The sequence below is a fragment of the Bradyrhizobium sp. WYCCWR15520 genome (assembly GCF_056174665.1).
The window spans coordinates 107,264-132,076 of sequence record NZ_JBWBWM010000009.1 but is presented as its reverse complement, the minus strand read 5'-3'; the positions used below and the strand labels follow the sequence as shown (position 1 = coordinate 132,076).

General features: G+C 61.3%; 19 protein-coding genes. 8 read left to right on the top strand and 11 right to left on the bottom strand.

What is annotated here, in order from left to right; genetic code table 11:
* Positions 1-32 precede the first annotated feature (32 nt).
* Positions 33-947, bottom strand: coding sequence for a DUF2189 domain-containing protein (locus AC0QUY_RS12460; RefSeq protein ID WP_161853919.1), 915 nt, complete (start codon positions 945-947; stop codon positions 33-35).
* Positions 948-1,485: 538 nt separating this feature from the next.
* Here AC0QUY_RS12460 and AC0QUY_RS12455 point away from each other — a divergent pair.
* The 5 genes from AC0QUY_RS12455 (at position 1,486) to AC0QUY_RS12435 (ending at position 6,010) form a co-directional block, all read left to right on the top strand.
* Complete coding sequence (locus tag AC0QUY_RS12455) at positions 1,486-2,319, top strand: cytochrome c oxidase subunit II (protein ID WP_161853918.1); 834 nt, start codon at positions 1,486-1,488, stop codon at positions 2,317-2,319.
* Between the two features lie 76 nt (positions 2,320-2,395).
* Entirely contained in the window at positions 2,396-4,171 is a 1,776-nt protein-coding gene (locus AC0QUY_RS12450) for a cbb3-type cytochrome c oxidase subunit I (protein ID WP_161853917.1), read from the top strand.
* On the top strand, positions 4,168-4,872 hold the full coding sequence (locus tag AC0QUY_RS12445) for a cytochrome c oxidase subunit 3 (RefSeq protein WP_161853916.1): 705 nt from the start codon (positions 4,168-4,170) through the stop codon (positions 4,870-4,872). Before AC0QUY_RS12450 ends, AC0QUY_RS12445 begins: the two co-directional genes overlap by 4 nt.
* A gap of 10 nt (positions 4,873-4,882) precedes the next feature.
* Positions 4,883-5,605, top strand: a complete 723-nt coding sequence (locus tag AC0QUY_RS12440) for a heme-copper oxidase subunit III family protein (RefSeq protein WP_475387041.1) — start codon at positions 4,883-4,885, stop codon at positions 5,603-5,605.
* A 9-nt stretch (positions 5,606-5,614) separates the two neighbouring features.
* Entirely contained in the window at positions 5,615-6,010 is a 396-nt protein-coding gene (locus AC0QUY_RS12435) for a cytochrome C oxidase subunit IV family protein (protein WP_161853914.1), read from the top strand.
* Between the two features lie 116 nt (positions 6,011-6,126).
* On the opposite strand, the gene AC0QUY_RS12430 is transcribed toward AC0QUY_RS12435, so the two are convergent.
* The 5 genes from AC0QUY_RS12430 to AC0QUY_RS12410 all read right to left on the bottom strand — a co-directional run bounded on the left by AC0QUY_RS12430 (position 6,127) and on the right by AC0QUY_RS12410 (position 13,764).
* A complete protein-coding gene (locus tag AC0QUY_RS12430; protein WP_475387040.1) occupies positions 6,127-8,586 on the bottom strand; it encodes a spermidine synthase family protein in 2,460 nt (819 codons plus the stop codon).
* Between the two features lie 70 nt (positions 8,587-8,656).
* Positions 8,657-10,096, bottom strand: a complete 1,440-nt coding sequence (locus AC0QUY_RS12425) for a glycosyltransferase family 39 protein (RefSeq protein WP_475387039.1) — start codon at positions 10,094-10,096, stop codon at positions 8,657-8,659.
* 30 nt (positions 10,097-10,126) lie between these two features.
* A complete protein-coding gene (locus AC0QUY_RS12420; RefSeq protein WP_475387038.1) occupies positions 10,127-11,875 on the bottom strand; it encodes an NAD+ synthase in 1,749 nt (582 codons plus the stop codon).
* A gap of 145 nt (positions 11,876-12,020) precedes the next feature.
* Positions 12,021-12,374 carry a diacylglycerol kinase gene (locus AC0QUY_RS12415; protein WP_161853911.1) on the bottom strand — a complete coding sequence of 118 codons (354 nt, stop codon included), beginning with the start codon at positions 12,372-12,374 and terminating at the stop codon, positions 12,021-12,023.
* A gap of 1 nt (position 12,375) precedes the next feature.
* A complete protein-coding gene (locus tag AC0QUY_RS12410) occupies positions 12,376-13,764 on the bottom strand; it encodes a class II 3-deoxy-7-phosphoheptulonate synthase (protein WP_161853910.1) in 1,389 nt (462 codons plus the stop codon).
* Between the two features lie 173 nt (positions 13,765-13,937).
* Here AC0QUY_RS12410 and AC0QUY_RS12405 point away from each other — a divergent pair, with 173 nt between their 5' ends.
* Together AC0QUY_RS12405 and AC0QUY_RS12400 are read left to right on the top strand one after the other, a co-directional pair.
* Positions 13,938-14,843: an alpha/beta hydrolase family protein gene (locus AC0QUY_RS12405; RefSeq protein ID WP_475387037.1), complete on the top strand. Its 906-nt coding sequence runs from the start codon at positions 13,938-13,940 to the stop codon at positions 14,841-14,843.
* A 207-nt stretch (positions 14,844-15,050) separates the two neighbouring features.
* Complete coding sequence (locus AC0QUY_RS12400) at positions 15,051-15,377, top strand: hypothetical protein (RefSeq protein ID WP_161853909.1); 327 nt, start codon at positions 15,051-15,053, stop codon at positions 15,375-15,377.
* An 11-nt stretch (positions 15,378-15,388) separates the two neighbouring features.
* On the opposite strand, the gene AC0QUY_RS12395 is transcribed toward AC0QUY_RS12400, so the two are convergent.
* A complete protein-coding gene (locus AC0QUY_RS12395; protein WP_475387036.1) occupies positions 15,389-15,781 on the bottom strand; it encodes a RidA family protein in 393 nt (130 codons plus the stop codon).
* 128 nt (positions 15,782-15,909) lie between these two features.
* Positions 15,910-16,803, bottom strand: coding sequence for a LysR family transcriptional regulator (locus AC0QUY_RS12390; protein ID WP_475387035.1), 894 nt, complete (start codon positions 16,801-16,803; stop codon positions 15,910-15,912).
* Positions 16,804-17,010: 207 nt separating this feature from the next.
* Between AC0QUY_RS12390 and AC0QUY_RS12385 the strand changes: the two genes are divergently transcribed.
* On the top strand, positions 17,011-18,174 hold the full coding sequence (locus tag AC0QUY_RS12385; RefSeq protein WP_475387034.1) for a mandelate racemase/muconate lactonizing enzyme family protein: 1,164 nt from the start codon (positions 17,011-17,013) through the stop codon (positions 18,172-18,174).
* Positions 18,175-18,200: 26 nt separating this feature from the next.
* On the opposite strand, the gene AC0QUY_RS12380 is transcribed toward AC0QUY_RS12385, so the two are convergent.
* The 3 genes from AC0QUY_RS12380 to AC0QUY_RS12370 all read right to left on the bottom strand — a co-directional run bounded on the left by AC0QUY_RS12380 (position 18,201) and on the right by AC0QUY_RS12370 (position 24,684).
* Positions 18,201-19,427 (bottom strand): CaiB/BaiF CoA transferase family protein, encoded by a 1,227-nt coding sequence (locus AC0QUY_RS12380; RefSeq protein WP_475387033.1) that lies wholly within the window; start codon positions 19,425-19,427, stop codon positions 18,201-18,203.
* Positions 19,428-19,687: 260 nt separating this feature from the next.
* Complete coding sequence (locus AC0QUY_RS12375) at positions 19,688-22,066, bottom strand: ABC transporter substrate-binding protein (RefSeq protein ID WP_475387032.1); 2,379 nt, start codon at positions 22,064-22,066, stop codon at positions 19,688-19,690.
* Between the two features lie 383 nt (positions 22,067-22,449).
* A complete protein-coding gene (locus tag AC0QUY_RS12370) occupies positions 22,450-24,684 on the bottom strand; it encodes an ABC transporter substrate-binding protein (RefSeq protein WP_475387031.1) in 2,235 nt (744 codons plus the stop codon).
* Positions 24,685-24,813 lie beyond the last annotated feature (129 nt).

Below are 24,813 nucleotides of genomic sequence, written 5' to 3'. Positions count from 1 at the left end.
CCCGCTACGCACCGCGCGCTCGCGTTCCGTCGCTACGGCTCGCGCTCACGGCTCCACGGGAACAGAACGGCCGGAAAATCCGCCGCGTAGCGATGTCCCTTCCGCGGGTGGGGATGTTCCTCCGGAGGGTTGGGATTCGGCTCCACCACTTTCCGGTAAAGATGCCAGGTGGCATGACCGAGCACCGGCAGAACGACGGCGAGACCGACGAAGAGCGGTAGCGAACCGATCACCAGCAGCGCCGCGACGATCAGCCCCCACCCGGCCATGGGGATCGGATTCTTCATCACAGCCCACAGCGACGTCCGGATGGCGTCGATTGCAGTGGCATGCCGGTCAAGCATCAACGGGAACGACACGACACTGACGCAGAGCGCCACGACCGCAAACAGAAAGCCGACGCCGCAACCAATGACGATGAGCAACCATCCTTCCCGCGTCGTCAGCACACGCGTTACGAAGTCGGGAATGCTCGCGGCCGGGGCGTGGCCAAAGATTTCAACGTAGATAGCGTTCGCTGCGCCAATCCAGGCCCCGAACAGAACGAGCAGGAGGATGCCGAGCTCGACCATCGCGCCCAAAGACGGAGCGCGCAGCACGTGAAGCGCGTCCGATACGCTGACCTCCTCGCCGCGCTCGCGGCGGCGGCTGAGCTCGTAGAGACCGATCGCGGCAAAAGGTCCAAGCAAGGCAAACCCGGCTGCCAGCGGAAACAGCAGCGGCAGCACCGAATAGCCGAGGACCATCCTGAACAGGGCAATACCGAGAACAGGATAAATCACGCACACCACAACGGCGTGGCTCGGCATTGCCTTGAAGTCTTCCCACCCCAGGCGCAGCGCCTCGCCGAGGTCGGACAGTTCGATTTTGCGAATCGGATATGTGGCGGCCTCGCCGAATACGTGCCGTCCTACTCTTGCGATGCTGTCGGAATACAGAGTGGCCATGCGCACCCTCCCGTGCTCTCAAGTTGCGGCGGTCAAAACGACGCGCCGCAACCCGCGCGCCTCCGCCCTCATGTGCGAGAGTCGCGGTCGAGCCGGGTACGGCAAACCCAAGTTCAGCGAAAAGAGCTTAGCCGGACGAAACTTGTCGCGACCTGCCTTGTGACTTTAGCGCGATTGGAAGCAGAAAGCACGCACTGTTGGGTGAATTGTGAACGCACACGGTTTGGTGCGGCGCATCATCAGCCGTTGTGCCAGCTGACGCTCGCCGGCTTGTGCATCGTACAGCGCATATGCGTGAGCCGCAGGTTCCTTATTGCTCTATTGACGGCAGCCTCGACGCGTATCATCTTGATTTCCGGCGCCCCGATTTGATGACTAGCGGTCGTAACGTGTGCTCGGTGCCACGTTTTGATGTCGCGACCGGTCATAGTGGGCGAGGCAAGACGCACTGCGATGGCGCATGTGAAGTCGGCCATCGACAGTGCGAGCTCCGCCCTCGATTCGTCTCCGTTGCCTTTGATGGCAAGGAGGAATGAGGATGGCTGTTGCTATCATACTGCTCCTGGTTGCGGTCGGCTCGGTGCTGTTTCACATCTACAGCCCGTGGTGGTGGACGCCGATTGCCACCAACTGGAGCTACATCGACCACACCATCAGCATCACCTTCTGGATCACCGGCATTGTTTTCTTCGCCGTGATCGCATTCATGGCCTACTGCGTCTTCCGCTTTCACCACAAGGAGGGAAGACAGGCGCACTACAATCCCGAAAACAAAAAGCTCGAATGGTGGCTCAGCATCGGAACGGCGATCGGCGTCGCAGCCATGTTGGCACCAGGCTTATTCGTTTGGCACCAGTTCGTCACGGTTCCGGCTGACGCCACCGAGATCGAGGTGATGGGCCAGCAGTGGCAGTGGAGCTTCCGCCTGCCGGGCAAGGATGGCCGTATGGGCACAACCGATGTCCGCCACATCAGTCCCGAAAACCCCTTGGGCTTGAATCGCGACGACACGCACGGGCAAGACGACGTCGTGATCGAAAGTGGTGAGCTGCACCTGCCGGTCGGAAAGCCCGTCAAGGTCTTGCTCCGCTCCGTCGATGTCCTGCACGATTTCTATGTGCCCGAATTCCGCGCCAAGATGGATATGGTGCCCGGCATGGTCACCTATTTCTGGATGACTCCGATCCGCACGGGAACGTTCGATGTGCTGTGCGCCGAGCTGTGCGGCGCGGCGCACGCGCAGATGCGCACCAAAGTCATCGTCGAGGAAGAAAGCGAATATAGCGCCTGGCTGGCGCAACAGAAGACGTTCGCAGAATTGTCAGGCCGAAACGCCGTTACGAAGGCGACGTACAGATCCGGCGGCAAGTAAGTGCCGCAGCGAAGATAGATCGGGCGCGTGAGGCCAAATCTTCACTCCCGATGGAAGCGACCGAGGAGGAATTTCTATGGTCGATGTTCCGTATGATGCCGTCACAGATGTCCCGCCTGCCGAAGTGGCGGAGGTTGATCTCTATCACCCCAGGAGCTGGTGGACGCGGTACGTCTTTTCGCAGGACGCCAAAGTCATCGCCATCCAGTACTCGCTCACAGCGACGGCCATCGGGTTGGTAGCACTGGTGCTGTCGTGGCTGATGCGGCTGCAACTGGGATTTCCCGGCACATTCTCCTTTATCGATGCCAATCAATATCTCCAGTTCATCACCATGCACGGCATGATCATGGTGATCTACCTGCTCACGGCGCTGTTCCTGGGAGGCTTCGGCAATTACCTGATCCCGCTGATGGTCGGCGCGCGGGACATGGTCTTCCCCTATGTGAACATGCTGAGCTACTGGGTCTATCTGCTCGCCGTCCTGGTGCTGGCCTCGACGTTCTTCGTGCCCGGCGGGCCCACCGGCGCCGGCTGGACGCTGTACCCGCCGCAGGCAATTCTTGCCGGCACCCCCGGACAGGATTGGGGCATCGTTCTCATGCTGGCCTCCCTGATCCTGTTCATCATCGGCTTCACCATGGGGGGTCTGAATTATGTCGTGACCGTGCTGCAGGCGCGCACGCGCGGCATGACATTGATGCGTATGCCGCTGACGGTGTGGGGCATCTTCACGGCTACCATCATGGCGCTACTGGCCTTCCCGGCGCTGTTCGTCGCCTCCGTCATGATGCTGTTCGACCGCCTCCTCGGAACCAGCTTCTTCATGCCGGCCCTGGTCGAGATGGGGCAGCAGATGAAGTATGGCGGCGGCAGCCCGATCCTGTTCCAGCACCTGTTCTGGTTCTTCGGCCATCCGGAGGTCTACATCGTCGCCCTGCCCGCCTTCGGTATCGTTTCCGATCTGATCAGCGTCCATGCGCGGAAGAACATCTTCGGCTATCGCATGATGGTCTGGGCGATCGTTGCGATCGGCGCACTCAGCTTCGTCGTATGGGCGCACCACATGTATGTGAGCGGCATGCACCCGAAATTCGGGTTCTTCTTCGCCACCACGACGCTCATCATCGCCATCCCGACCGCCATCAAGGTCTACAACTGGGTATTGACCCTGTGGCGCGGCGACATCCATCTCACCGTCCCGATGCTGTTTGCGCTCGGCTTCATCATTACGTTCGTGAACGGCGGGCTCACCGGCCTCTTCCTCGGCAACGTGGTCGTGGATGTCCCGCTATCGGATACCATGTTCGTCGTCGCGCATTTCCACATGGTGATGGGCGTGGCGCCGATCATGGTCGTGCTGGGCGCGATCTATCATTGGTATCCCAAGATGACGGGACGGATGCTCAACGACGCGCTGGGCAAGTTTCATTTCTGGGTCACGTTCCTCGGCGCCTATCTGATCTTCTTCCCCATGCATTATATTGGACTGCTTGGCGTTCCGCGCCGGTATCACGACATCGGCGAAGCGGCGTTCATCCCCTCATCGACCCACACGCTCAATGCCTTCATCTCCATCATGGCTTTGATCGTGGGCTTCGCGCAGATGGTATTCCTGTTCAACCTTGCCTGGAGCTACTTCAAGGGCCGGCCTTCGGGTGGCAATCCGTGGCGAGCGACAACACTGGAGTGGCAGACGCCGGAGACACCGCCCGGGCACGGCAACTTTGGCAAGGAACTCCCGGTGGTCTATCGCTGGGCGTATGACTACAGCGTGCCGGGTGCTGCGCAGGACTTCATTCCGCAGAACCAGCCACGGGCGACGCCAGCCCTGCAGGGAGCTGCGCCGTGAGTGCCATTGTCCTGTTCATGGCGGTGATCGCGGTCATCGCCGGATGGTGGCTCTCACAGCAACGGCTGACGGCCAAACCCTGGCTGGAAGAAGGTGCGCTTGGGGATTTTCCCGGCACTGATACCATGACCTGGCCTGCCGCGAAGATCGGACTGGGCGTGTTTCTTGCCGTCGTGGGATCGCTGTTCGCACTCTTCATCAGCGCCTACTCCATGCGCATGAACATGACGGACTGGCGGACACTGCCGGTGCCTGGACTGCTGTGGTTCAACACCAGCGTCCTGGTCCTGAGCAGCGTCGCGCTGCAATGGGCCTACGTGGCCGCGCGGCGGGACGACGTGGAAGATGTCGTCATCGGCCTGTGCGCTGGGGGAGTAGCCGCCGTTACATTCCTGGTCGGGCAACTATTGGCGTGGCAACAGCTGAGGGCCGCGGGCTATTTCGTCGCGTCCAATCCAGCCAATTCCTTCTTTTATCTGATCACAGCTGCGCACGGACTGCACCTGATCGGCGGCTTGGTGGCGCTGGGCAGAACGACTGCCAAGGCCTGGCGTGGCGTTGAAATGGCACAGATGCGCCTGAGTGTGGAACTCTGCGCCATCTACTGGCACTTCCTGCTGTTGGTCTGGCTGGCCTTGCTCGGCCTGCTGACAGGCTGGACGGACGATTTCGTCGACATCTGTCGCCGGTTGCTCACCTAGGAGAGAGCAGATGGCAGAGACTGCGCTGACAACCCATGGACAACCGCCTGCGCGGGCAGCCGGCTGGCAGGGCATCGCTGCCGATTGGTCCTCGGATCAGCGCGCCTTCAAGAATGTCTCCTGGGGGAAGGCCATGATGTGGATCTTCCTCCTGAGCGACACCTTCATCTTCAGCTGTTTTCTGCTGTCATACATGACGGCGCGCATGTCCACGACCGTGCCATGGCCGAATCCGAGTGAGGTATTCGCGCTCGAGATTGCGGGGCATCATATCCCGCTCATTCTGATCGCCATCATGACCTTCGTCCTGATCAGCAGCAGCGGGACCATGGCGATGGCCGTCAACTTCGGTTACCGCCGCGATCGCGTCAAAACCGCGGTCTTGATGCTGGCCACGGCGGCGCTTGGCGCAACGTTCGTCGGAATGCAGGCCTTCGAATGGACCAAGCTGATCATGGAGGGCGTGCGTCCCTGGGAAAATCCCTGGGGCGCGGCACAGTTCGGCTCCAGCTTCTTTATGATCACGGGCTTTCACGGCACGCACGTGACGATCGGCGTGATTTTCCTGGTCATCATCGCGCGAAAGGTCTGGCGGGGAGATTTTGACGTCGGAAGGCGCGGCTTTTTCACGAGCAGGAAGGGGAATTACGAGGTCGTCGAAATCACCGGCCTTTACTGGCACTTCGTCGATCTCGTGTGGGTGTTCATCTTTGCCTTCTTTTATCTGTGGTGAGGTCAGCACATGACAAATGTGGCAATCGACTTGGAAGCACAGCGACCTTCGCTGCATACCCATGTGCATGACGCTGTCGCAGCTCCGCACGTAGAGGGGCAGCAGCACCCGATCAAGGTCTATCTAGTGGTCTGGGGATGGTTGTTCGTCCTCAGCGCGTGCTCCTATCTCGTCGACTACTTTGGCCTCCAGGGCTATCTCAGATGGTCGCTGATCCTGCTGTTCATGGTGCTGAAAGCCGGCTTGATCGTCGCCGTCTTCATGCACATGGCCTGGGAACGGCTGGCGCTCGCCTATGCCATCCTGCTGCCGCCGGTGCTGGTGCTGGTGTTCGTAGCCATCATGGTATTCGAATCCGAATACACGCACCTCATACGAGTCCTGTTCTTCGCGTCGCCGACGTAGTTGTCTCGTGGCAAAGCAGGTGCTTCAGCCTGCAACTGGGCGCATGCCAGGAAGCGCGCGGACGCGCACGCTGAAAGCGTTTTCCCGTAGCCGTCCTGCGTCGCTTGTACTTCCCTTTACCGATGTGGCCGCCGAATCGTGGCGCCTTCCTTTCCTGCGATACCAGCCTCGGGGCCAACGGCGCCCTTTTCGGCCGACATGTCGATCGACTGCACCCAGCGGCTTGCAATGATCACGATGGCGCAAACCGCATAAAAGCACACCCCCAACGCATAGGTCTTGGCGATGCCGAACTGGATCGATAACGCCACACCCAGCACCGACGCGAACATCGACGTAATTCCGTTGGTGCTCCAGAAGAACGGCAGCAGTTCATGATGACGCCGCCAGACACCGAGGCCGAGCGGAAACATCATCCCCATGCAGAACGCAGGAGGAGCCAGCAGCAGGACAGACACCAGAATACGCATGTCGGTTGACAGCGACCGCGCCCAGGTGGTGACCAGCGGCGTCAGCAGCCCTGCCACCACGAGCGTGGTGAGGAGGGCGGCAATCCTGAAGACGGTGACGCGTGATCGGGAGGAGGTATCCGCACCGACCGTGGCGCTGCCAATCCCGCTAAAGAGAAGAATTGTGAATAGCACGACGCTCAGCCCGTAAACGGGATGTCCGAGAAAAACCATCAGGCGCTGCATCTGCGAAATCTCGATCAGCATGAAGCCCATCCCGATCGCGCTGAAATAGGCCACGGGCGGCGTCAGCGTCGCCATTGGCATCCGCCTCACAAGACGGAGGAAGGGCAGCACGATGTAATATCCGCAAGCGCAGAGCCCTACGATGATGAGCAAGCCGGTGACGCCGATCGCGACATTGTTGCTCATGATGTCCCAACTATGGATGCTCACGAAATCGCTGAAGCGCGACGTATAGAAGAAGAACGGATTGTCGTCCGTCGAAGCAGCGATGTTTTCCGGCAGCGAATCGAAGAAAGCCTGGTCTGCCTTGTCGGACAGCAATGTCGAGGTGACGGCATCGAAGGTGACGTCCGGCCCCAACAATATCTTGAAGCCCTGCGCCTGAAGCCTCTCGCGCGCGCCTTGCCATTGTGCGTCGCTGAATGCGTCAGGCCGGGTAATCACCGTCACGATGTTGCCGACATTGACCGTGACGACGTGATGCCGCAGTTCACCGGCCGAGACTCCCCTGCGCTGCAGCGCGCTCGCAGCAATCGCAATCAGCCGGTATAGCTCGCCACGGTGCTTCTCGGCACCGTACCAGCGTGATACCGACAACAGCCCGCCAGGCTTGAGCGCCCGGTAAAAATCATCCCACGCCTCAACGGTATAGAGACGATTTTCGGTGAGCGTCAGGCCACCGGCCACCGTCGCCGCCCAGGTGTCGATGAGCGAAATCTGCACCAGGTCGTACCGCTCGGACGAGTGGTTGATGTAGCTTCGCGCTTCGGCATTGACCAAGGATACGCCGGGCTGGCGATCGAGATGGCCAGAGAAATCGGCGAATTTTTCGGTGAGCACTTCGAAAATTGCCGGGTTGATCTCAATTGCGCGAATCCGGTTGGCGCCGAAGAGAAGACCGGAAAGGATGTCACGACCGCCGCCGACGCCAACGACAGCGACGTCGGTCGCCGGCTGCACGAGGTAAGCCGCATTGATCACATCATCTTTCAGGTAGGCGAGCTTTCCGATGTCGCCGTCATACCTGGTGATGACGGTGCCTGCATCGGCATCGATGTCGAGGTGGTGTTGGTCGACCCGGGCATCAGGAGTGCGGACCAGACCCCAGCCAATCGGGACCTTCTCGGCCAATTCGCGCACCCTTACCCGCGAATAGGTATTCCAACGTTCGAACAGCGTGCCCGTCTGCTCAGCGCCCTTGGCCCAGAACACACCGAGATGGCTTCGACCGGTCAGGTCAAGGCCGGAGTGCATGGTGGCCGCGACGGCCAGCGTTAGCGCGACAGCCCCGCTCAAACGCCCACTACGGACGTCATCGCTGGTGCGAACGACGATCCAGCCAACGCCAGCAGCAGAGGCTCCGATCCATAACGTGGCGCTTACGGGGTCAATCACCAGCAGTATGAAGATCACCCCGAGACATCCAACTGCGGCGCCCAGGAGATCGGCCGCATAGAGCCACCCGCCGCGATAGGGTAAGCGCGTGAGCAACAGCGTGATGCAAACCCCGCCTTCCGTGAACGGAGCCACGAAGGCGATGGTCGCCAGCGCCAGGGCGAAGGGCACATTTTCTGCAGATACGACGAGCGGCACGCACAGGAAGACGATCATTACGCCAACGCTGCTGAGTGCGAACCATGACGCGTGGCGCGCGAATTCGATTCCGACCCGCTCGGCGGCATAACGGGCGGGCTTGCCGTAGACCTGCATCGCTCCGCGGGTGAGCCCCAGCATGGCAAGTGAAATGGCCGCGAATGCAAAATGATAATGGAGCATAACGCTGAAGAAGCGCGTTATCAGGATCTGGTAGGAAAGCGTCGCGAACGCCAGCACAAAGATTGCCAGATAATAGCGACCGGGAATCTTGGATACGGATTGCAATATGCTGCCCTCTTGGTGGGGGGCGAACTGGGTCGCTGCTCAAGCATGTCATCGCGAGTATTTGTAGCGCTCAACCAATCCAAATTCTACGAGCAAACAAGGCGGTGTTCATGAACAAGGACGCGCCGAAGAGTCCTATCACTCCTGCCATAAGCCACTTCGCTCGCAATCCTAAACCAGCCAACGTAACAAACAGGGGAAATGAAACGAGATTAAATCGACTCATAGAGACGAAGCCTGCTGGCCCACCGCTGAGTGTTAGATATGGTAGCAACAAGACAGCCATGGCAAACAGTGTCCAGCTTGCGCGCAGTCGAGACCCGCCCAAAACAATCAGGATGATGAACAATAAGGTAAACCAGCTAGCTTGTCCCCATGGATTCCAATCATTGAGCATCATTCGTGTGAACGGCTCAAGCTTTAGTGCCGCAATCAATCTTGTCGCTAGCGTCGTTCCTTGATGGAACGCCACCTGCCCATCCACAAAAGCAAACGGAGTTCCGAAAGCGCTCCATAGGTAAATCATGAATAGCCAGATGCCCGACGTCGCAAGAAGGACGCATGGCACGAGGGTAAGAAGGAACTTCGCCTGATCGCGATTGGTCCACATCTCCCAAAGAAGGACAGGCAATAGGACAACGCCCGTTGATCGGGTAGAAACTGCCAAGCCTGCAAGCAGTGCTGCCGACAAGTAGTATTTTCGTTTCAAAGCAAGAAAAAACGAGACGATTAGCAGCAGTGCCAAGGGCTCGGTATATCCGGCCGATAGCAAGACCGAAGCGGGAAAAAAGCTGAGCAGCGCGATTGTGGCGAGAGCCAGTTGATCACCAAATTCCTCGCGAACCAGCTTGAAAAGCAAGACGATCGCGAGCAATCCAGCTACGTTCGATACCAACAGCAATGCATCCGCAGGCGTGAGACCGCTAATCGTCGCCAGGCCCCGTGCGAGCATCGGATACAGCGGGTAGAACACGATGTTCTGTTGAACAGTCGGATCGCCGTTATACTGATAGCCATCTGTGACGATCTTGAAATACCATTCCGAGTCCCATTGCAGCAATTGGTGGTACCAGATCGGTCCCGCAGACCAGACATCGGGCCCGGAGGGCAGATATTTTTGAGAGAATACCAGTCCGAGCGCGACCACCACCCGCGAACAAAAAAATATCAGGATGGCCAGACAATAGGGAAGCCAAGAAGGATCTTTCCAGATCGGATGGCGCTTCTCCATGTCCATATTGTCGCTCGTCAAGAGCCCAAGATCAATCGCTCCAAGTGTACCGGTTTGATATTTAGCGGGCATGACGCGGCAGACTTCCGAACGTCCTGCGTTGAGATGGATCTCGGCCGGCCAGAGGTCTGCTTCGACTCTTGGAGGACGCGGGCTGTGGCAACCGTGATGTCTGCCTCCAGGGGAAAAGCGAACCTGGTTAGGCCGTCTGAATGCCGCCTTGTGGCCAAAGCCGACGATAGCGAGCCGACCCGCAATGGCTGCTCGTGACCCAGCCATCGGGAAATCATCAATTCGCTGGGCTAGAGCCTATCCGTCAAACACATCGGCCGACGCGCGGCCAGCGCGCGCGACAAGCTTGTCGTCGGGGGCCGGCAGTTCCTTGCCGTTGTCGCGGAAGCGGTTGGTGATGGGATAGCGGCGGTCGCGGCCAAAGTTCTTTTCCGTGACCTTGACGCCCGGCGCCGCCTGCCGGCGCTTGTATTCGGCGACATTGAGGAGGCGATCGATCCGCGTCACCACATCAGCCGGGAAACCGGCGGCGATGATCGTGGCCAGCGGCTCCTCGCGCTCGACCAGCCGCTCCAGAATGCCGTCCAGCATCTCGTAGGGCGGCAGCGAATCCTGGTCGGTCTGGTTCTCGCGCAGTTCAGCCGTCGGCGGCCGCGTGATGATGTTGACCGGGATGACCTCGCCTGACGGCCCGAGCGCGCCGTCCGGCTTCCACTCGTTGCGCAGGCTGGAGAGGCGGAACACTTCGGTCTTGTAGATGTCCTTGATCGGATTGAAGCCGCCGTTCATGTCGCCATAGATGGTGGCGTAGCCGACCGACATTTCCGACTTGTTGCCGGTCGTAACCACCATGGCGCCGGTCTTGTTGGAAATCGCCATCAAGAGCGTGCCGCGGGTACGTGCCTGCAGGTTCTCTTCGGTGATGTCGCGCGGCAAGCCGGCGAAGGGGCCCGACAGGATTTTTTCAAATCCGTTGACAGCATCGGCAATCGGCAGCACCTCGTAACGGATGCCGAGTGCCTTCGTCAGTCTGGCCGCATCATCCAGCGACACCTGCGCGGTGAAACGGAACGGCAGCATCACGCCGCGAACCTGATCGGCGCCGAGCGCATCGACTGCGATCGCCGCGCACAGCGCGGAATCGATGCCGCCGGAGACGCCGAGCAGCACGCCGGGAAAGCCGTTCTTGCGGACGTAATCGCGCAGTCCCAGCACGCAGGCCGCGTAATCCCCCTTATCGCCCTCGACCAGCGGCACCACCGGGCCCGAACAGCGCCAGCCATCGGCGCCCTTGGTCCAGCGCAGCGTGACAATGCTCTCCTCGAACGCCGGCAGTTGCACCGCGACCGACAGGTCGGCGTTGAGCGCGAACGAGGCGCCGTCGAACACCAGTTCGTCCTGCCCGCCGATCTGGTTGAGATAGACCAGCGGCAGCCCGCTCTCGGTCACGCGGGCCACCGCGATCGACAGCCGGAGGTCGTTCTTGTCCCGCGCGTAGGGCGAGCCGTTCGGCACCACCAGAATTTCCGCGCCGGTCTCGGCGAGGCACTCGACGACGTTTTCGTATTCTTCGGATTCTTCGAGCCAGATGTCCTCGCAGATCGGGACGCCGACGCGGATGCCGCGGACGGTCACCGGCCCGGCAGCGGGACCGCGCGTGAACAGTCGCTTCTCGTCGAACACGCCATAGTTCGGCAAATTAGCCTTGAAGCGAAGTGCGGCGATGCGGCCCTGATCGAGCAGCGCACAGGCATTATAGAGCTTGTCATCCTCGACCCAGGGCGTGCCGATCAGCACCGCCGGCCCGCCCCCCGCCGTCTCGCGCGCCAACTCCTCGACCGCGGCGCGGCAGGCGGCCTGGAGCGCCGGCTTCAGCACCAGGTCTTCCGGCGGATAGCCGCAGATGAACAGTTCGGGCAGCACCATGAGATCGGCGCCATCGGCTTTGGCCTTGTCGCGCGCGGCGCGCGCCTTGGCCGCGTTGCCCGGGATATCGCCGACCGTCGGATTCAACTGCGCCAGCGTGATCGTAAAAGTGTCGGTCATGGGGCGATGGTGCCTTGCACAAGAGCAAACTGCAATTGCTGCTTTGATGGCGTTTTCGAGCGAAGTTGAAACCGGTTCGCATGAAGAAAACGCGTCAAAACAAAAGCTTAGATATGCGGTTCTGATCCAGATCAGTACCGCATATCTAGAACGCGCCTATGCGTTCGGCGATGGCAAAGAGCCAGAACGCCCCGACCATCAGAAGCGCCACGCCGACTGCCGCCGACCCCATATCCTTGACCCGCCCGATCTGCGGATCGTGGTCGGTAGTGAGGCGGTCGGCCAGCTTCTCGATCGCGGTATTGAGGATCTCGACCACAAGCACAAAGGCGACGGCCGCGACTAGTTCCACGCGGCGCATGACGGTCGCGCCGACCAGCCAGGCCAGCGGCACCGAAAGCGCCAGCGCAAGCAGTTCTTCGCGGACGGCCTGCTCCGATCGGATCGCAAAAGCGAGGCCGTTACGCGTGTTGATGGTGGCTCGCCAAAGTCGCAGCAAGTCAAAGTCCCGCTGCGGCCGGCATCGGCTTGTCCTTACCGGCGCGTTCCTGCTTGAGCAGTTCGGCGATCAGGAAGGCCATGTCGATCGATTGTTCGGCGTTGAGACGGGGATCGCAGACCGTGTGATAGCGGTCGTTGAGGTCCTCGTCGGTGATGGCGCGGGCGCCGCCGATGCATTCGGTGACGTCCTGCCCGGTCATTTCCAGGTGCACGCCGCCGGCATGCGTCCCCTCCGCCGCGTGGATGGCGAAGAACGACTTTACCTCCGACAGCACGCGATCGAACGGCCGGGTCTTGTAGCCCGAGGTCGAGGTGATGGTGTTGCCGTGCATGGGGTCGCACGACCAGACCACGACCCGCCCTTCCCGCTGCACGGCACGGATCAGCGGCGCGAGATGATCGCCGACCTTGTCCGAGCCGAAGCGGTTGATCAGCGTCAGTCGTCCCGGCTCGTTGTCGGGATTGAGGATGTCGATCAGCTTCAACAGCTCGTCCGGCTTCAGCGAGGGACCGCATTTCAGGCCGATCGGGTTCTTGATGCCGCGGAAATATTCGACGTGGCCGTGATCGAGTTGGCGGGTGCGGTCGCCGATCCAGATCATGTGGCCGGAGGTGGCGTACCAGTCGCCGGTGGTGGAATCGACCCGCGTCATCGCCTGCTCGTAGCCGAGCAGCAGCGCCTCATGGCTGGTGTAGAAATCGGTGGCGCGCAGTTCGGGATGGCTTTCCAGATCAAGCCCGCAGGCGCGCATGAAGTTCAGCGCGTCCGAAATGCGGTCCGCCAGCTCCTTGTAGCGCCGCGACTGCGGGGAATCCTTGAGGAAGCCGAGCATCCACTGATGCACGCTGCCGAGATTGGCAAAGCCGCCGGTGGCAAACGCGCGCAACAGGTTAAGTGTCGCAGCCGACTGCCGGTAGGCCATCAACTGGCGCTGCGGATCCGGGATGCGCGCTTCCGGAGTGAAGGCGATGTCGTTGATGATGTCGCCGCGATAGCTCGGCAGCTCGACGCCGCCAACCTTCTCGGTATTCGACGAGCGCGGTTTGGCGAACTGCCCGGCGATGCGGCCGACCTTCACCACCGGCAGCGCGCCGGCATAGGTCAGGACGACAGCCATCTGCAGCAGCACGCGGAAGAAGTCGCGGATGTTGTTGGCGCCATGCTCGGCAAAGCTCTCGGCGCAATCGCCGCCCTGCAGCAGAAAAGCTTCGCCGGCGGCGACGCGCGCCAGCGCCTTCTTCAGGCTGCGGGCTTCGCCGGCGAACACCAGCGGGGGAAACGTGGCGAGCTGCGCCTCGACATCGGCCAATGCCTTGGCATCGGGATATTCCGGGACCTGCAGCACCGGCCTGGTGCGCCAGCTATCGGGCGTCCACCGCTCGGACATGACCTTAACTCCTGAGCAAAAACCGCAACTTAATGGCGATTGTGAAGGGCCGGTTTATACACAGGCCTGTGACCGACCGCCAGTTAGATTTCAGGTATCCCCATCAAGCCCTTGCGGTAAAAGCCGAATTCGCATTTGCTGGGGCCGCTCGCGAAAGCTGAGGAGAAGAAGCAGTGGCCGAGCCGGGGCTGGACGACGTTTTTAGCGACGACATCACGGTGCCCGCGACGGACGGATACCCCCTGGCCGCGACGCTGTTTCTGCCCCGCGGGGCCAAGCGCCAGGCCGTCCTGATCAATTCGGCGACCGCGGTCCCCCGAAAGCTCTACCGCGGCTTTGCCAGCTACCTCGCCAACCGCGGTTGCGCGGTTCTGACCTACGACTACCGCGGCACCGGCGATTCCAGACAGAAGGCGACGACCGGCACCGTCGGGCCGAAATCGCTGGTCGGCTTCAAGGCCTCGATGTCGGACTGGGCGGCGCAGGACATCACCGCGGCAGTGGCCTGGATGCGCGAGCGTTACAAGGCGCTGCCCTTCGCCTATGTCGGACATTCGTTCGGCGGCCAAGCCCTCGGTCTATTGCCGAACAATTCGCAGATTTCACGCGCGCTGTTCGTCGCCGCCCAGGCCGGCTACTGGAAACTGATGGCCTCGCCCGAGCGCTACCGCGTCTACGCCATGCTGAATTTTGTCGGAAGTCCCCTCACCCGCGCGCTCGGCTACATGCCGGGCAAGGCCGGCCTTGGCATGGACCTGCCGAAGGATGCCTTCCTGCAATGGGTCGGCTGGGTGATGAGCCCGCGCTATCTGTTCGACGATGCCAGGCTTGACGCCTTGCAGAATTTTCCGAACTACAGAGGTGCCTTGCGCGCGCTCTGCATGGCCGACGATCCCTGGGCGACGCGGCCCGCGGTCGAATTGCTGTGCGCGGGTTTTACGTCGATCAAGCCCGAGATCATCACCGTGAGGCCTGCGGATGCAGGAAGTGAGAAGATCGGGCATCTCGGTTTTTTCAAGCCCGAGCATCGCGCCACGCTGTGGCGCGGCGCCGCGGAATGGATTGAGGCGGTGGAATAGCGGCCGCATGCTCAACTGCGTAGGATGGGTGGAGCGAAGCGATACCCATCAATCGCGTGCGCCCATAGGTGATGGGTTTCGCTTCGCTCTACCCATCCTACGATCTGTGTGACTTCGCGATTGAGCGGGAACAGAGCGCCAGCCCCACCGTTGTCGCGCCGGGAAAACTGCCCCTCATCACTGCCGACATTTTGGAAGGAACTGCCGATGCCAACCCAGCCGACCATTGCGCGCATCTGGCGTGGCCGGACGCGGCCCGACGTCGCGGACAGCTATGAAGCCTATATCAAGACCGACGGAATTCCGCCGCTGGAGAAGACCGCGCTCGGCGTTCAGCTATTCCGGGAGGATCGCGAGCACGAGAGCTGGTTCACTACCATCTCCTATTGGCCGGACCTTAAGTCGATGACGGCTTTCACCAAGGGCGAGCCGACCAAGGTTCATCATCTCGCGCGCGACGCAGAGTTCCTGATCGAGCTGCCGGAGTTCATTCAGATCCACCGGATCCTCGTTGATCGTCAGGGCCTGCGCTGAACTGGAAGGCCCTACGTCACCGCGACGCAGTCGATCTCGATATCGAATGGCGCGAACCATTCGGGCACGCAAACGAAGATGCGCGCCGGCGGATCTTCCGGAAAGTAGCGCGCATAGATCGCGTTGACGGACGCGAAGTGCGCAACCGAGGTGCAGTAGACGTTGCACTTCATCACATTCTGCAGCGACGTGCCCGCGGTCTCCAGGCATAGTTTGAGTTGCTGGAGGACGAGTTCTGTCTGACGCTCGATCGGGCCGGTGAAGAGTTCGCCGGTCTCGGGATCGAACGGCGGCAGGCCCGAGACGAAGACCATGCCACCGCCGCGCGTCACCGGCGAGACCGGCGCATTCCGCTTCGCAAGCCAGGACGACATCGGCTCGACACGAATGACTTCCCGTTTCATCGTTACACCTCTCGAGCGGATCGATCGAGGGTGCATGCTAGCGCAATTCTACGCCAGCATGCTTCGATTTGGGTAGAAGTGTCGACGTCGAGATCAGAGCGGCGCCTGACCCGCTGAATTGAACAACGTCAGTTGCGCTCGAAGGCCGACCAGATCGCTTCGACCGCCTTGCTCTGACGCGCCGCGGGACGAAACAGGCGGATTTCGATCGGTATCTGAAATTCGAGTTTGCCGGCTTCAACCAGCAGCCCGGCCGAGATGTCCTCCTCCGCCAACGTCCGGGGCAGCCATGCCACGCCATCTCCCGCGCGGGCCATCGACAGCAGCGTGGCGGCAAGATGCGACGTAAAGACCGTCTCAAGCGCGAAAGGACGATCTTTCGCACCCCATTGAGCTGCGACGATCCGGCCCAACCCTGATTGCGCGCTATAGGCAAGGTACTTCACCGGTTCGCCGCGACGAAGCCTCCACCGCGCAACGCCGTTTGCGGCAAGCGCGCTCAACGGAAGGAGCGTGTCGGCGCCGACCGCGATGCTCCTGAATTGGCCGGACCCGATCCGGCTGCTCATGTTCTTGTGGTGATGACAAAGCAGAAACTGCGCGTCGCCCCGCAACATCATCTGCTCGCACGCCTGCATGCTGTCGGAGATCAGGTTGAGGTTGCCGAGCGCCAAAACCTTGTCGTTGCGGCGGACCCATTTCGGGAAAAACGTGAAGGAAAGCGCGTGCGTCGCCGCGATCGACAACGGCCTGACGTGGCGCTCGGAGACTTCGAGCGTGTCGCGCCGGAGCTGGTGCAGGGCCCGGGTCAGGACCTCCGCCTGATCGTGGAAATGTTTGCCTGCAGGCGTGAGCGCCACGCCGTGTGTCGTGCGGGTAAACAAGGCCGCGCCGACCCATCCCTCAAGTGCGCGAATCCTGCGGCTGAAGGCTGGCTGCGTGACGTGGCGTAACTCCGCCGCCCTGGAAAAATTCAGGGTTTCCGCGAGCGCCAGATAGTCCTCAAACCAGATCAATTCCATTGGTAATGCCAAATGAACATAACCAGTTGCGGGAATAGCATTAGCCCGGCGCGAAATACAGCTCTAACGTTCCCTCGAACGAGGGCAACAGCCGAAGCCCCTTGTCAGATGCGCTGCTGGTGAGAGCACCTTCGGTACAGCCGTTTCCGGCATAGCCAGTTCAGCGAGACGGATCTGGCGATCTGCGAGTCACACGGAAGGAATCCCATGCGTATTGTCGATGTCGTCGAAATCACCAAGCCGATCGCCTCTCCGATCCGGAATGCCTACATCGACTTTTCGAAGATGACGGCGAGCCTGGTCGCCGTTGTGACGGATGTCGTGCGCGACGGCCGCCGCGTGGTCGGATACGGTTTCAATTCCAACGGCCGCTATGGTCAGGGCGGCCTGATCCGGGAACGCTTTCGCAATCGAATCGTCGAGGCCGAACCCAGGACCCTTCTCGACGATAACGGCACCAATCTCGATCCACATCGCATCTGGGCGGCGATGATGGTGAACGAGAAGCCCGGCGGGCACGGCGAACGTTCCGTAGCGGTCGGCACGCTCGACATGGCTATATGGGACGCGGTTGCCAAGATCGCGGGCAAGCCGCTGTTTCGCCTTCTCGCCGAAAGGAAGGGCTGCGAAGCCAATCCCAAAGTCTTCGTGTATGCGGCAGGCGGCTACTACTACCCTGGCAAGGACAATTCCGCGCTACGAGCGGAAATGCGCGGCTATCTCAACCGCGGCTACAACGTGGTGAAAATGAAGATCGGCGGCGCGTCGATCGACGAAGATCGTGGGCGGATCGAGGCCGTGCTGAAGGAAATCGGTTCGCAAGCGCGGCTTGCCGTCGATGCCAACGGACGCTTCGATCTTGAGACCGCAATCGCCTACGCGAAGATGCTGCGTGACTATCCGCTGTTCTGGTATGAGGAGGCCGGCGATCCCCTCGACTACGCCCTGCAGGCCGCTCTCTCGGAATTCTATCCGGGCCCGATGGCGACGGGCGAGAATCTGTTCTCACACCAGGATGCGCGCAACCTGCTCCGCTACGGCGGCATGCGGCCCGACCGCGACTGGCTGCAGTTCGATTGCGCGCTGTCGTACGGGCTTGTCGAATATCTCCGGACGCTCGATGTCCTGGCGCAGCACGGCTGGTCGCCGTCCCGTTGCATCCCCCATGGCGGGCACCAGATGTCGCTGAACATTGCGGCAGGCCTCGGCCTGGGCGGCAATGAGAGCTACCCGGACCTCTTTCAGCCCTACGGCGGCTTCCCCGACTCCGTTCGCGTCGAGGACGGCCACATCATCATGCCGGATTTGCCGGGCATCGGCTTCGAAGGCAAATCCGACCTGATCAAGGTCATGCGCGAACTGGCCGAGTAAAGGCAGCGTCGCGGCTGGGGTGCAGTTTAGACGATCTTCTGCGCCTTCAACGCTTCCACCTTGGCTGCGTCGTAGCCGATCGTCGCCAGCACGTCCTTCGTATCAGCACCGAGCAGCGGCGGGGCGCGGTAGGTCTTCACCGGGGTGCCGGAGAAGGTGATGGCATTGCGGATCAGCGACAGGTCGGACTCGAAGGGGTGGTCGACCTTGACCTGCATGCCGCGCGAGCGGACATGCTCATCGGAAAACACCTGCGAGAAATCGTTGATCGGGCCTGAGGGCACGCCGGCCTTCTCCAGTTCTTCCAGCCAATGGGCGACGGGCTTCTTCAGGAAGTGACCGGCGAAGATTGCCATGATCTCCTTGCCATGGACGACGCGGTCGTTGTTCTTGACGAAGCGCGGATCGGTCGCGAGTTCAGGCGCGCCGAGCACCGCGCAGGTACGCTGGAATTGACCGTCATTGCCGACCACCAGCATCAGTTCGCCATCGGTGCAGCGGAATACGCCCGCCGGCATGCCGCCATTGCCCCAGGTGCCGCGCCGCGGCGGGGTCTGGCCGTTGACGAGGAAGATCTGCGCGTAATGCGACAGCGCAGCGATCACGGTGTCGAACAGGCAGACGTCGACATGCTGCCCCTCCCCGCCATTGGCCTTGCGGTGATAGAGCGCGGCCAGAATGCCGATCGAGGAGTTCATGCCGGTCATGTAGTCGACGATGGAGGGGCCGACCTTCATCGGACCGGCACCCGGCTCGCCGTCAATATGGCCGGTGACGCTCATCAGCCCGCCCATCGCCTGCAGGATCGCGTCATAGCCGGCGCGCGGCGCATAAGGGCCGGTCTGGCCAAAGCCGGTCACCGAGCAATAGATGATGCCGGGATTGATCGCCTTGATCGATTCGTAATCGAGCTTGTAGCGCTTGAGATCGCCGACCTTGTAGTTCTCCATCATCACGTCGCAGCTCTTGGCGAGTTCGCGGATGATGTCCTGCCCTTCCGGGCTTGCGATATTGACGGTGACGGATTTCTTGTTGCGGTTGGCGCAGAGGTAAAACGAGTTGTTGTTGTTCTGCTTGCCCTCGGGGTCCTTGAGGTATGGCGGGCCGAAGGCGCGCGCATCGTCGCCACCGCCGGGACGTTCGATCTTGATCACCTCTGCACCGAGATCGGCCAGCATCTGCGCCGACAAGGGCCCCGCGAGCACCCGTGTCAGGTCGAGAATTTTGATGCCCGAAAGTGGCAGAGCCGACATGAACTTCCTCCGAAAGTTTTTGGCGTGGTGGCGCGGATCGCGTCCGGCGCTTTGATGCTTGCCGATACACTATTTTATACGGCTGAGCCCTGCGTTGTCGGCATGACGCCATCCGTTCGCCACACTCGCCGGCGCGCAAGGCAGCCGGACTGACCGCAGCGTCAATGCGGCATTGCAGGCAAAGGAACAGCCTGGACGTTGCTGAAAACAGAACGGCCCGCCAAGGCGGGCCGTTCCATCGTCAACCGTAATTACTGTAGCTACCGGTTGCTGCTGGCCTTGGCGCGGCTCGCGCGCCACTCCAGGAATTCGCGGTACAGCGGATCGCGTTCCTGCGGGGCAAGTGCTGTGGCTGGCGAGGTAACCGGCGCCGGCGCCTGAACGGCACCCGATGCCGCCGACACGGCCGAGCCCGGAGGCAGCGGCATGTTGCGGTCGAGCCATTCCTGCGCCGCCTTGAAGCGCGTCCATCCCGATACCGTCGCGCGCGGCGCCATTTCCTTCCACTTCGGATGGAACGGCGGACGCTGCAACTGCGACACCTTGTCGAACATCGTGTCCACCAGCAGCGCCAGGCGGCGGTAGCGGTCGCTGTTCGGCGCCCAGTTATACGAGGCCAGCACCGCTTCGGCCGCGATCGTCTCGACGAAGCCGCCTTCCGGCACCAGGCCCGGGTAGTCCGCCGACGTAAGCTTGGACGGCAGATATTCTTCCTGGACCTGCTTGGCGTACTCGACCGGGACCAGATGCAGGTTGCGATCGGTGATCTGGTTCAGCCACTGCAACGGCTTGCCTTCGATCGCAACGATCGCGTCAACCTCGCCCTTGCGCAGCATGTCCAGCGCCAGACGCGGCTCCTGATAAATCAGATGCGGCCGGATACCGAGACGCTCGAACACGTTGATCGCGGTCACGAAGGTCGAGCTGTCAGGCAGATCGACCACCACGGTCTTGCCGTCGAGGTCACGCATGCTGGTGATCGTCCTGGGCGCGAGGACGTGCATTTCCTCGTTGAACATCTTCGCCACATAGACGAACTGGTTGCGGATATCCTTGGCGAAGTCCTTGCGGTCGAGATAGGACAGCGTGTCCTTGCGGACGATGCCGGCATCGACACCCCTCAGCAACAGGATATCCGACACCGCCTGCACCGATCCGCGGCCCATGACGGGCAGGATCCGCAGGCTGGTACCGCTGTCGAGCACGGATGCGAGATCCGCGCCGACCTGGGCATAGGTGGAGCCGAACGAACCCGTCATCAAGCTCACCGTGTTGGCGTTGAGCTGGTTGGCCAGATCGCGCTTGGTGGCGGTGCCGTACTTGAAGATGGTCTTGAAGGAATCGCTGACGGCGCCCGGATCGATGCCGCTTCGCACCGGGCCGAAGTGCTGCCACTGGCCGTTGGTGAAGCGCATCATCCGCATCTGCTCGATCGGCGCGTGGTCGGACGGGCTGGTATTGATCAGGATGCCCTGCACCATCATCGGAAGCTGGATGCCCTTGAGCAAGCGGGCCTGCTTCATGATGTTTTCGCGCGACAGGTCATCGCCGCAGTTCTTCAGCACCTCGACCGTCAACCTGCCGACCAGATAGCCGAGGACCGCCTGGCCGTTGGTCTTGCTCACGCTCGGGACATAGCGCTGCATGAAGGCGCTCCACTCGCGGAACACTGCGTCGCCCGCCGCAGCCGAGTCTTCGCCCTCGAGCCTGTAGGCCGCAGACAACAGGCCTTCGGCATTTTGCGGGCCCGCCGGCTGAATCACCGCCGAGTACGAATTGGAGATCGACGCGGCAAACTGTAGCGGCTTCCAACCGAGTTCGGCGGCACGCCGGATCGCCATGACAGCGAATTTCGGCGTGGTGAACTCAATGAGGACGTCGGCGCCGGAGGCCTTCAGCTTGGCCATCTGCGCATCAATGGTGGTGTCCGTGACTTTATAGGGGGCCTCGGCCACGATCGGCATCTTGCCACCCAGGCCGTCCTTCAGGCCCTTCAGGTATTCCTTGCCCATTCCGTCCTCCTGATAGAGGACGGCGATCCGGCTGCGGGGATGGTTCTCCAGCAGGTACTGCGCAAAGATCTGAGCTTCAGCCGTGTAGGTCGGCAGGAAGCCGATGGTCCAGGGAAACTCGCGCGGCTGGTCCCAGGCCGCGGCACCCGACAAGGCAAAAAGCTGCGGGACTTTCTTCGAGTTCAGATAGGGCTGGATCGCGGCATTCGTGTTCGTGCCGATGGTCCCCAAGGTCAGGAGGACCTGGTCCTCCTCGACGAGCTTGCGGGTCATCTCCATCGTCTTGGTGGGCTCGTAGGCGTCGTCATAGGTGATCATATTGACCTTGCGGCCATTGATCCCGCCCTCGGCATTGATCTTGTCCAGATAGGCCGCGACGACCTTGGCGATAACGCCGTAGGCGGAGGCCGGACCGGTATAGGGCGCGGTGTTGCCAATGCGGATTTCATTGGGGCCCGGAGGTGCGGCGTGCACCTGATCGCTGATCGCCGAGCCGGCCATCGCGGCCACGACCAATGCGGCCGCTGCATTGCGCCGCGGCGCGGTGAAAAGCCGGCGCAAGGTGCCACGGGCCACTGACCCGGACAATTGCACCGCCGCCCTACTAGTGTAGATCAAAGCCCACATTTACCTGTCCCCCAATACAAACTGTGCCATTTTTCGAGCAGCCAGACGGGCAGCGTTTCAGTCCTACTCGCTGACATTGTGTCTCAATTCGATTGATTTTGTGTCAAGCCCCAGTCGCGGCGCGCAGTTAGTCGACCGTGTGTTCCGCCGCGACAATGCCGACATTAGTGTTACCAAAAGCGTTACCAAACCGGCATCGGCCGCCCCCCGCGAACGCGGATTCGCGGCATAGTTGCGCCAATACAACCTGTTATTGGATTCCCGAGCACCCTTGCCGACGATACCGACTAAAATACGGCATGCGTAGGGCGCCGGATTCCAGGAGCAAGGACGGTCCGCCGAAGCGGGGCCGTCCTGTGGTCAAACCGTGCTGACCGGCCTGATTACTTGGCGCTGGCCTTGGCGCGGTTGGCACGCCATTCCAGGAACTCGCGATAGAGGGGATCGCGTTCCTGCGGGGCAAGTGCTGTGGCCGGCGCAGCACCCGATGCTGCCGACACGGCTGAACCCGCAGCCAGCGGCATGTTGCGGTCGAGCCATTCCTGCGCCGCCTTGAAGCGGGTCCAGCCCGATATCGTTGCCCGTGGCGCCATTTCCTTCCACTTCGGATGGAACGGCGGACGCTGCAATTGCGCGACCTTGTCGAACATCGTGTCCACCAGCAGCGACAGGCGGCGGTAGCGATCGCTGTTCGGCGCCCAGTTATACGAGGCCAGCACCGCTTCGGCCGCAACCGTCTCGACCGATCCGCCTTCCGCCACCAGATTCGGATAGTCCGCCGACGAAAGCTTGGACGGCAGATACTCCTCCTGCAGAGTCTTGGCGTACTCGACCGGGACCAGATGCAGGTTGCGATCGGTGATCTGGTTCAGCCACTGCAACGGCTTGCCTTCGATCGCAACGATCGCGTCAACCTCGCCCTTGCGCAGCATGTCCACCGCCAGCCGCGGCTCCTGATAAATCAGATGCGGCCGGATCCCGAGACGCTCGAACACGTTGATCGCGGTCACGAAGGTCGAGCTGTCGGGCAGATCGACCACCACGGTCTTGCCGTCGAGATCCCGCATGCTGGTGATCGTCTTCGGCGCAAGGACATGCATTTCCTCGTTGAACATCTTGGCGACATAGACGAACTGGTTGCGGATGTCCTTGGCGAAGTCCTTGCGGTCGAGATAGGCAAGCGTGTCCTTGCGGACGATGCCGACGTCGACGCCGCGCAGCAGGAGGATGTCCGCCACCGCCTGAACCGATCCGCGGCCCATGACGGGCAGGATCCGCAGATGGGTGCCGTTGTCGAGCACGGACGCGAGATCCGCGCCGACCTGCGCATAGGTCGAACCGAACGATCCCGTCATCAGGCTGACGGTGTTGGCGTTGAGCTGGTTGGCCAGATCGCGCTTGGTGGCGGTGCCGTACTTGAAGATGGTCTTGAAGGACTCGCTGACGGTGCCCGGATCGATGCCGCTTCGCACCGGCCCAAAGAACTGCCAGTGTCCACCGGTGAAGCGCATCATCCGCATCTGCTCGATCGTCGCATGATCGGATGCGCTGGTGTTGATCAGGATGCCCGGCACCATCATCGGAATCTGCAAGCCCTTGATCGAGCGGGCCTGCTTCATGATGTTTTCGCGCGAGAAGTCGTCGCCGCAGTTCTTCAGCACCTCGATAACGAGCCTGGAGTTCAGATAGGCGTAGACGGCCTGGCCGTTCGACTTGCTGATGCTCGGGACATAGCGCTCCATGAAGGCGCTCCATTCGCGGAACACCACGGGCCCGGCGGCCTGTGCGTCCTCACCCTCCAGGCGGTACATCGCCGACATGATTCCTTCGGCGTTTTCCACGCCCGCCGGCACCATCACCGACGATACCGATTCGGACACCGAGGCGAGGAAATGGATCGGCTTCCAGCCGAGTTCGGCATTTCGCTTGATCGCCATGGTGGCGAATTTCGGCGTCGTGAATTGCATGAAGACATCGGCGCCCGAAGCCTTGAGCTTGGCGATCTGGGCGTCGATATTGGTGTCCGTCACCTTGTACGGTGCCTCGGCCACGATCGGAATCTTGCCGCCGAGACCGTCCTTCAGGCCTTTGAGGTAGTCCTTGCCGAAACCGTCGTCCTGATAAAGCACCGCGACCTTGCTGCGCGGATGGTTCTCCAGGAGATACTGCGAATAGATGTGGGCTTCGGTCTGGTAGCTGGGCAGGAAGCCCATGGTCCAGGGAAAGTCGCGTGGCTGGTCCCACATCGTCGCGCCCGAGGCGACGAAGAGCTGCGGGATTTTCTTGGCATTCAAATAGGGATGAACGGCCTGGCTGGTATTGGTGCCGAGGCTCGCCAGGATAAAGAGAACGTTGTCTTCCTCGACGAGCTTGCGGGTCGCCTCCATCGTCTTGGTCGGATTGTAGGCGTCATCATAGGAGATGAAATTGATCTTGCGACCCCTGATGCCACCCTCGGCGTTGACCTTCTCGAAATAGGCCGCCATCACCTTGCCGATCACGCCATAGGCGGAAGCCGGGCCGGTATAGGGCATGGTATTGCCGATCCGGATCTCATTGGCGCCCGGGCCCGCCGCCAAGCCCTGCCCGAAAGCCGGCCCCGCCATTGCGGCCAGCATCAGCGCCGTAGCCGCCCTGCCCAAAGGCGCGGCGAAAAGCCGGCGGACGGTCCCACCTGCCGGAGAGGATATTTGCTCGATTTGTCGACGTGAATCGATACCAGCCCGCATAGCGGCGCCCCCCTTTTG

Coding starts and splice junctions, on each gene's coding strand:
- AC0QUY_RS12380 (WP_475387033.1), bottom strand. CDS start 19,427: ATGTCGGCTCTGCCACTTTCGGGCATCAAAATTCTCGACCTGACACGG.
- AC0QUY_RS12420 (WP_475387038.1), bottom strand. CDS start 11,875: ATGACCGACACTTTTACGATCACGCTGGCGCAGTTGAATCCGACGGTC.
- AC0QUY_RS12435 (WP_161853914.1), top strand. CDS start 5,615: ATGACAAATGTGGCAATCGACTTGGAAGCACAGCGACCTTCGCTGCAT.
- AC0QUY_RS12460 (WP_161853919.1), bottom strand. CDS start 947: ATGGCCACTCTGTATTCCGACAGCATCGCAAGAGTAGGACGGCACGTA.
- AC0QUY_RS12455 (WP_161853918.1), top strand. CDS start 1,486: ATGGCTGTTGCTATCATACTGCTCCTGGTTGCGGTCGGCTCGGTGCTG.
- AC0QUY_RS12450 (WP_161853917.1), top strand. CDS start 2,396: ATGGTCGATGTTCCGTATGATGCCGTCACAGATGTCCCGCCTGCCGAA.
- AC0QUY_RS12385 (WP_475387034.1), top strand. CDS start 17,011: ATGCGTATTGTCGATGTCGTCGAAATCACCAAGCCGATCGCCTCTCCG.
- AC0QUY_RS12410 (WP_161853910.1), bottom strand. CDS start 13,764: ATGTCCGAGCGGTGGACGCCCGATAGCTGGCGCACCAGGCCGGTGCTG.
- AC0QUY_RS12440 (WP_475387041.1), top strand. CDS start 4,883: ATGGCAGAGACTGCGCTGACAACCCATGGACAACCGCCTGCGCGGGCA.
- AC0QUY_RS12425 (WP_475387039.1), bottom strand. CDS start 10,096: ATGGCTGGGTCACGAGCAGCCATTGCGGGTCGGCTCGCTATCGTCGGC.
- AC0QUY_RS12400 (WP_161853909.1), top strand. CDS start 15,051: ATGCCAACCCAGCCGACCATTGCGCGCATCTGGCGTGGCCGGACGCGG.
- AC0QUY_RS12395 (WP_475387036.1), bottom strand. CDS start 15,781: ATGAAACGGGAAGTCATTCGTGTCGAGCCGATGTCGTCCTGGCTTGCG.
- AC0QUY_RS12390 (WP_475387035.1), bottom strand. CDS start 16,803: ATGGAATTGATCTGGTTTGAGGACTATCTGGCGCTCGCGGAAACCCTG.
- AC0QUY_RS12375 (WP_475387032.1), bottom strand. CDS start 22,066: ATGTGGGCTTTGATCTACACTAGTAGGGCGGCGGTGCAATTGTCCGGG.
- AC0QUY_RS12370 (WP_475387031.1), bottom strand. CDS start 24,684: ATGCTGGCCGCAATGGCGGGGCCGGCTTTCGGGCAGGGCTTGGCGGCG.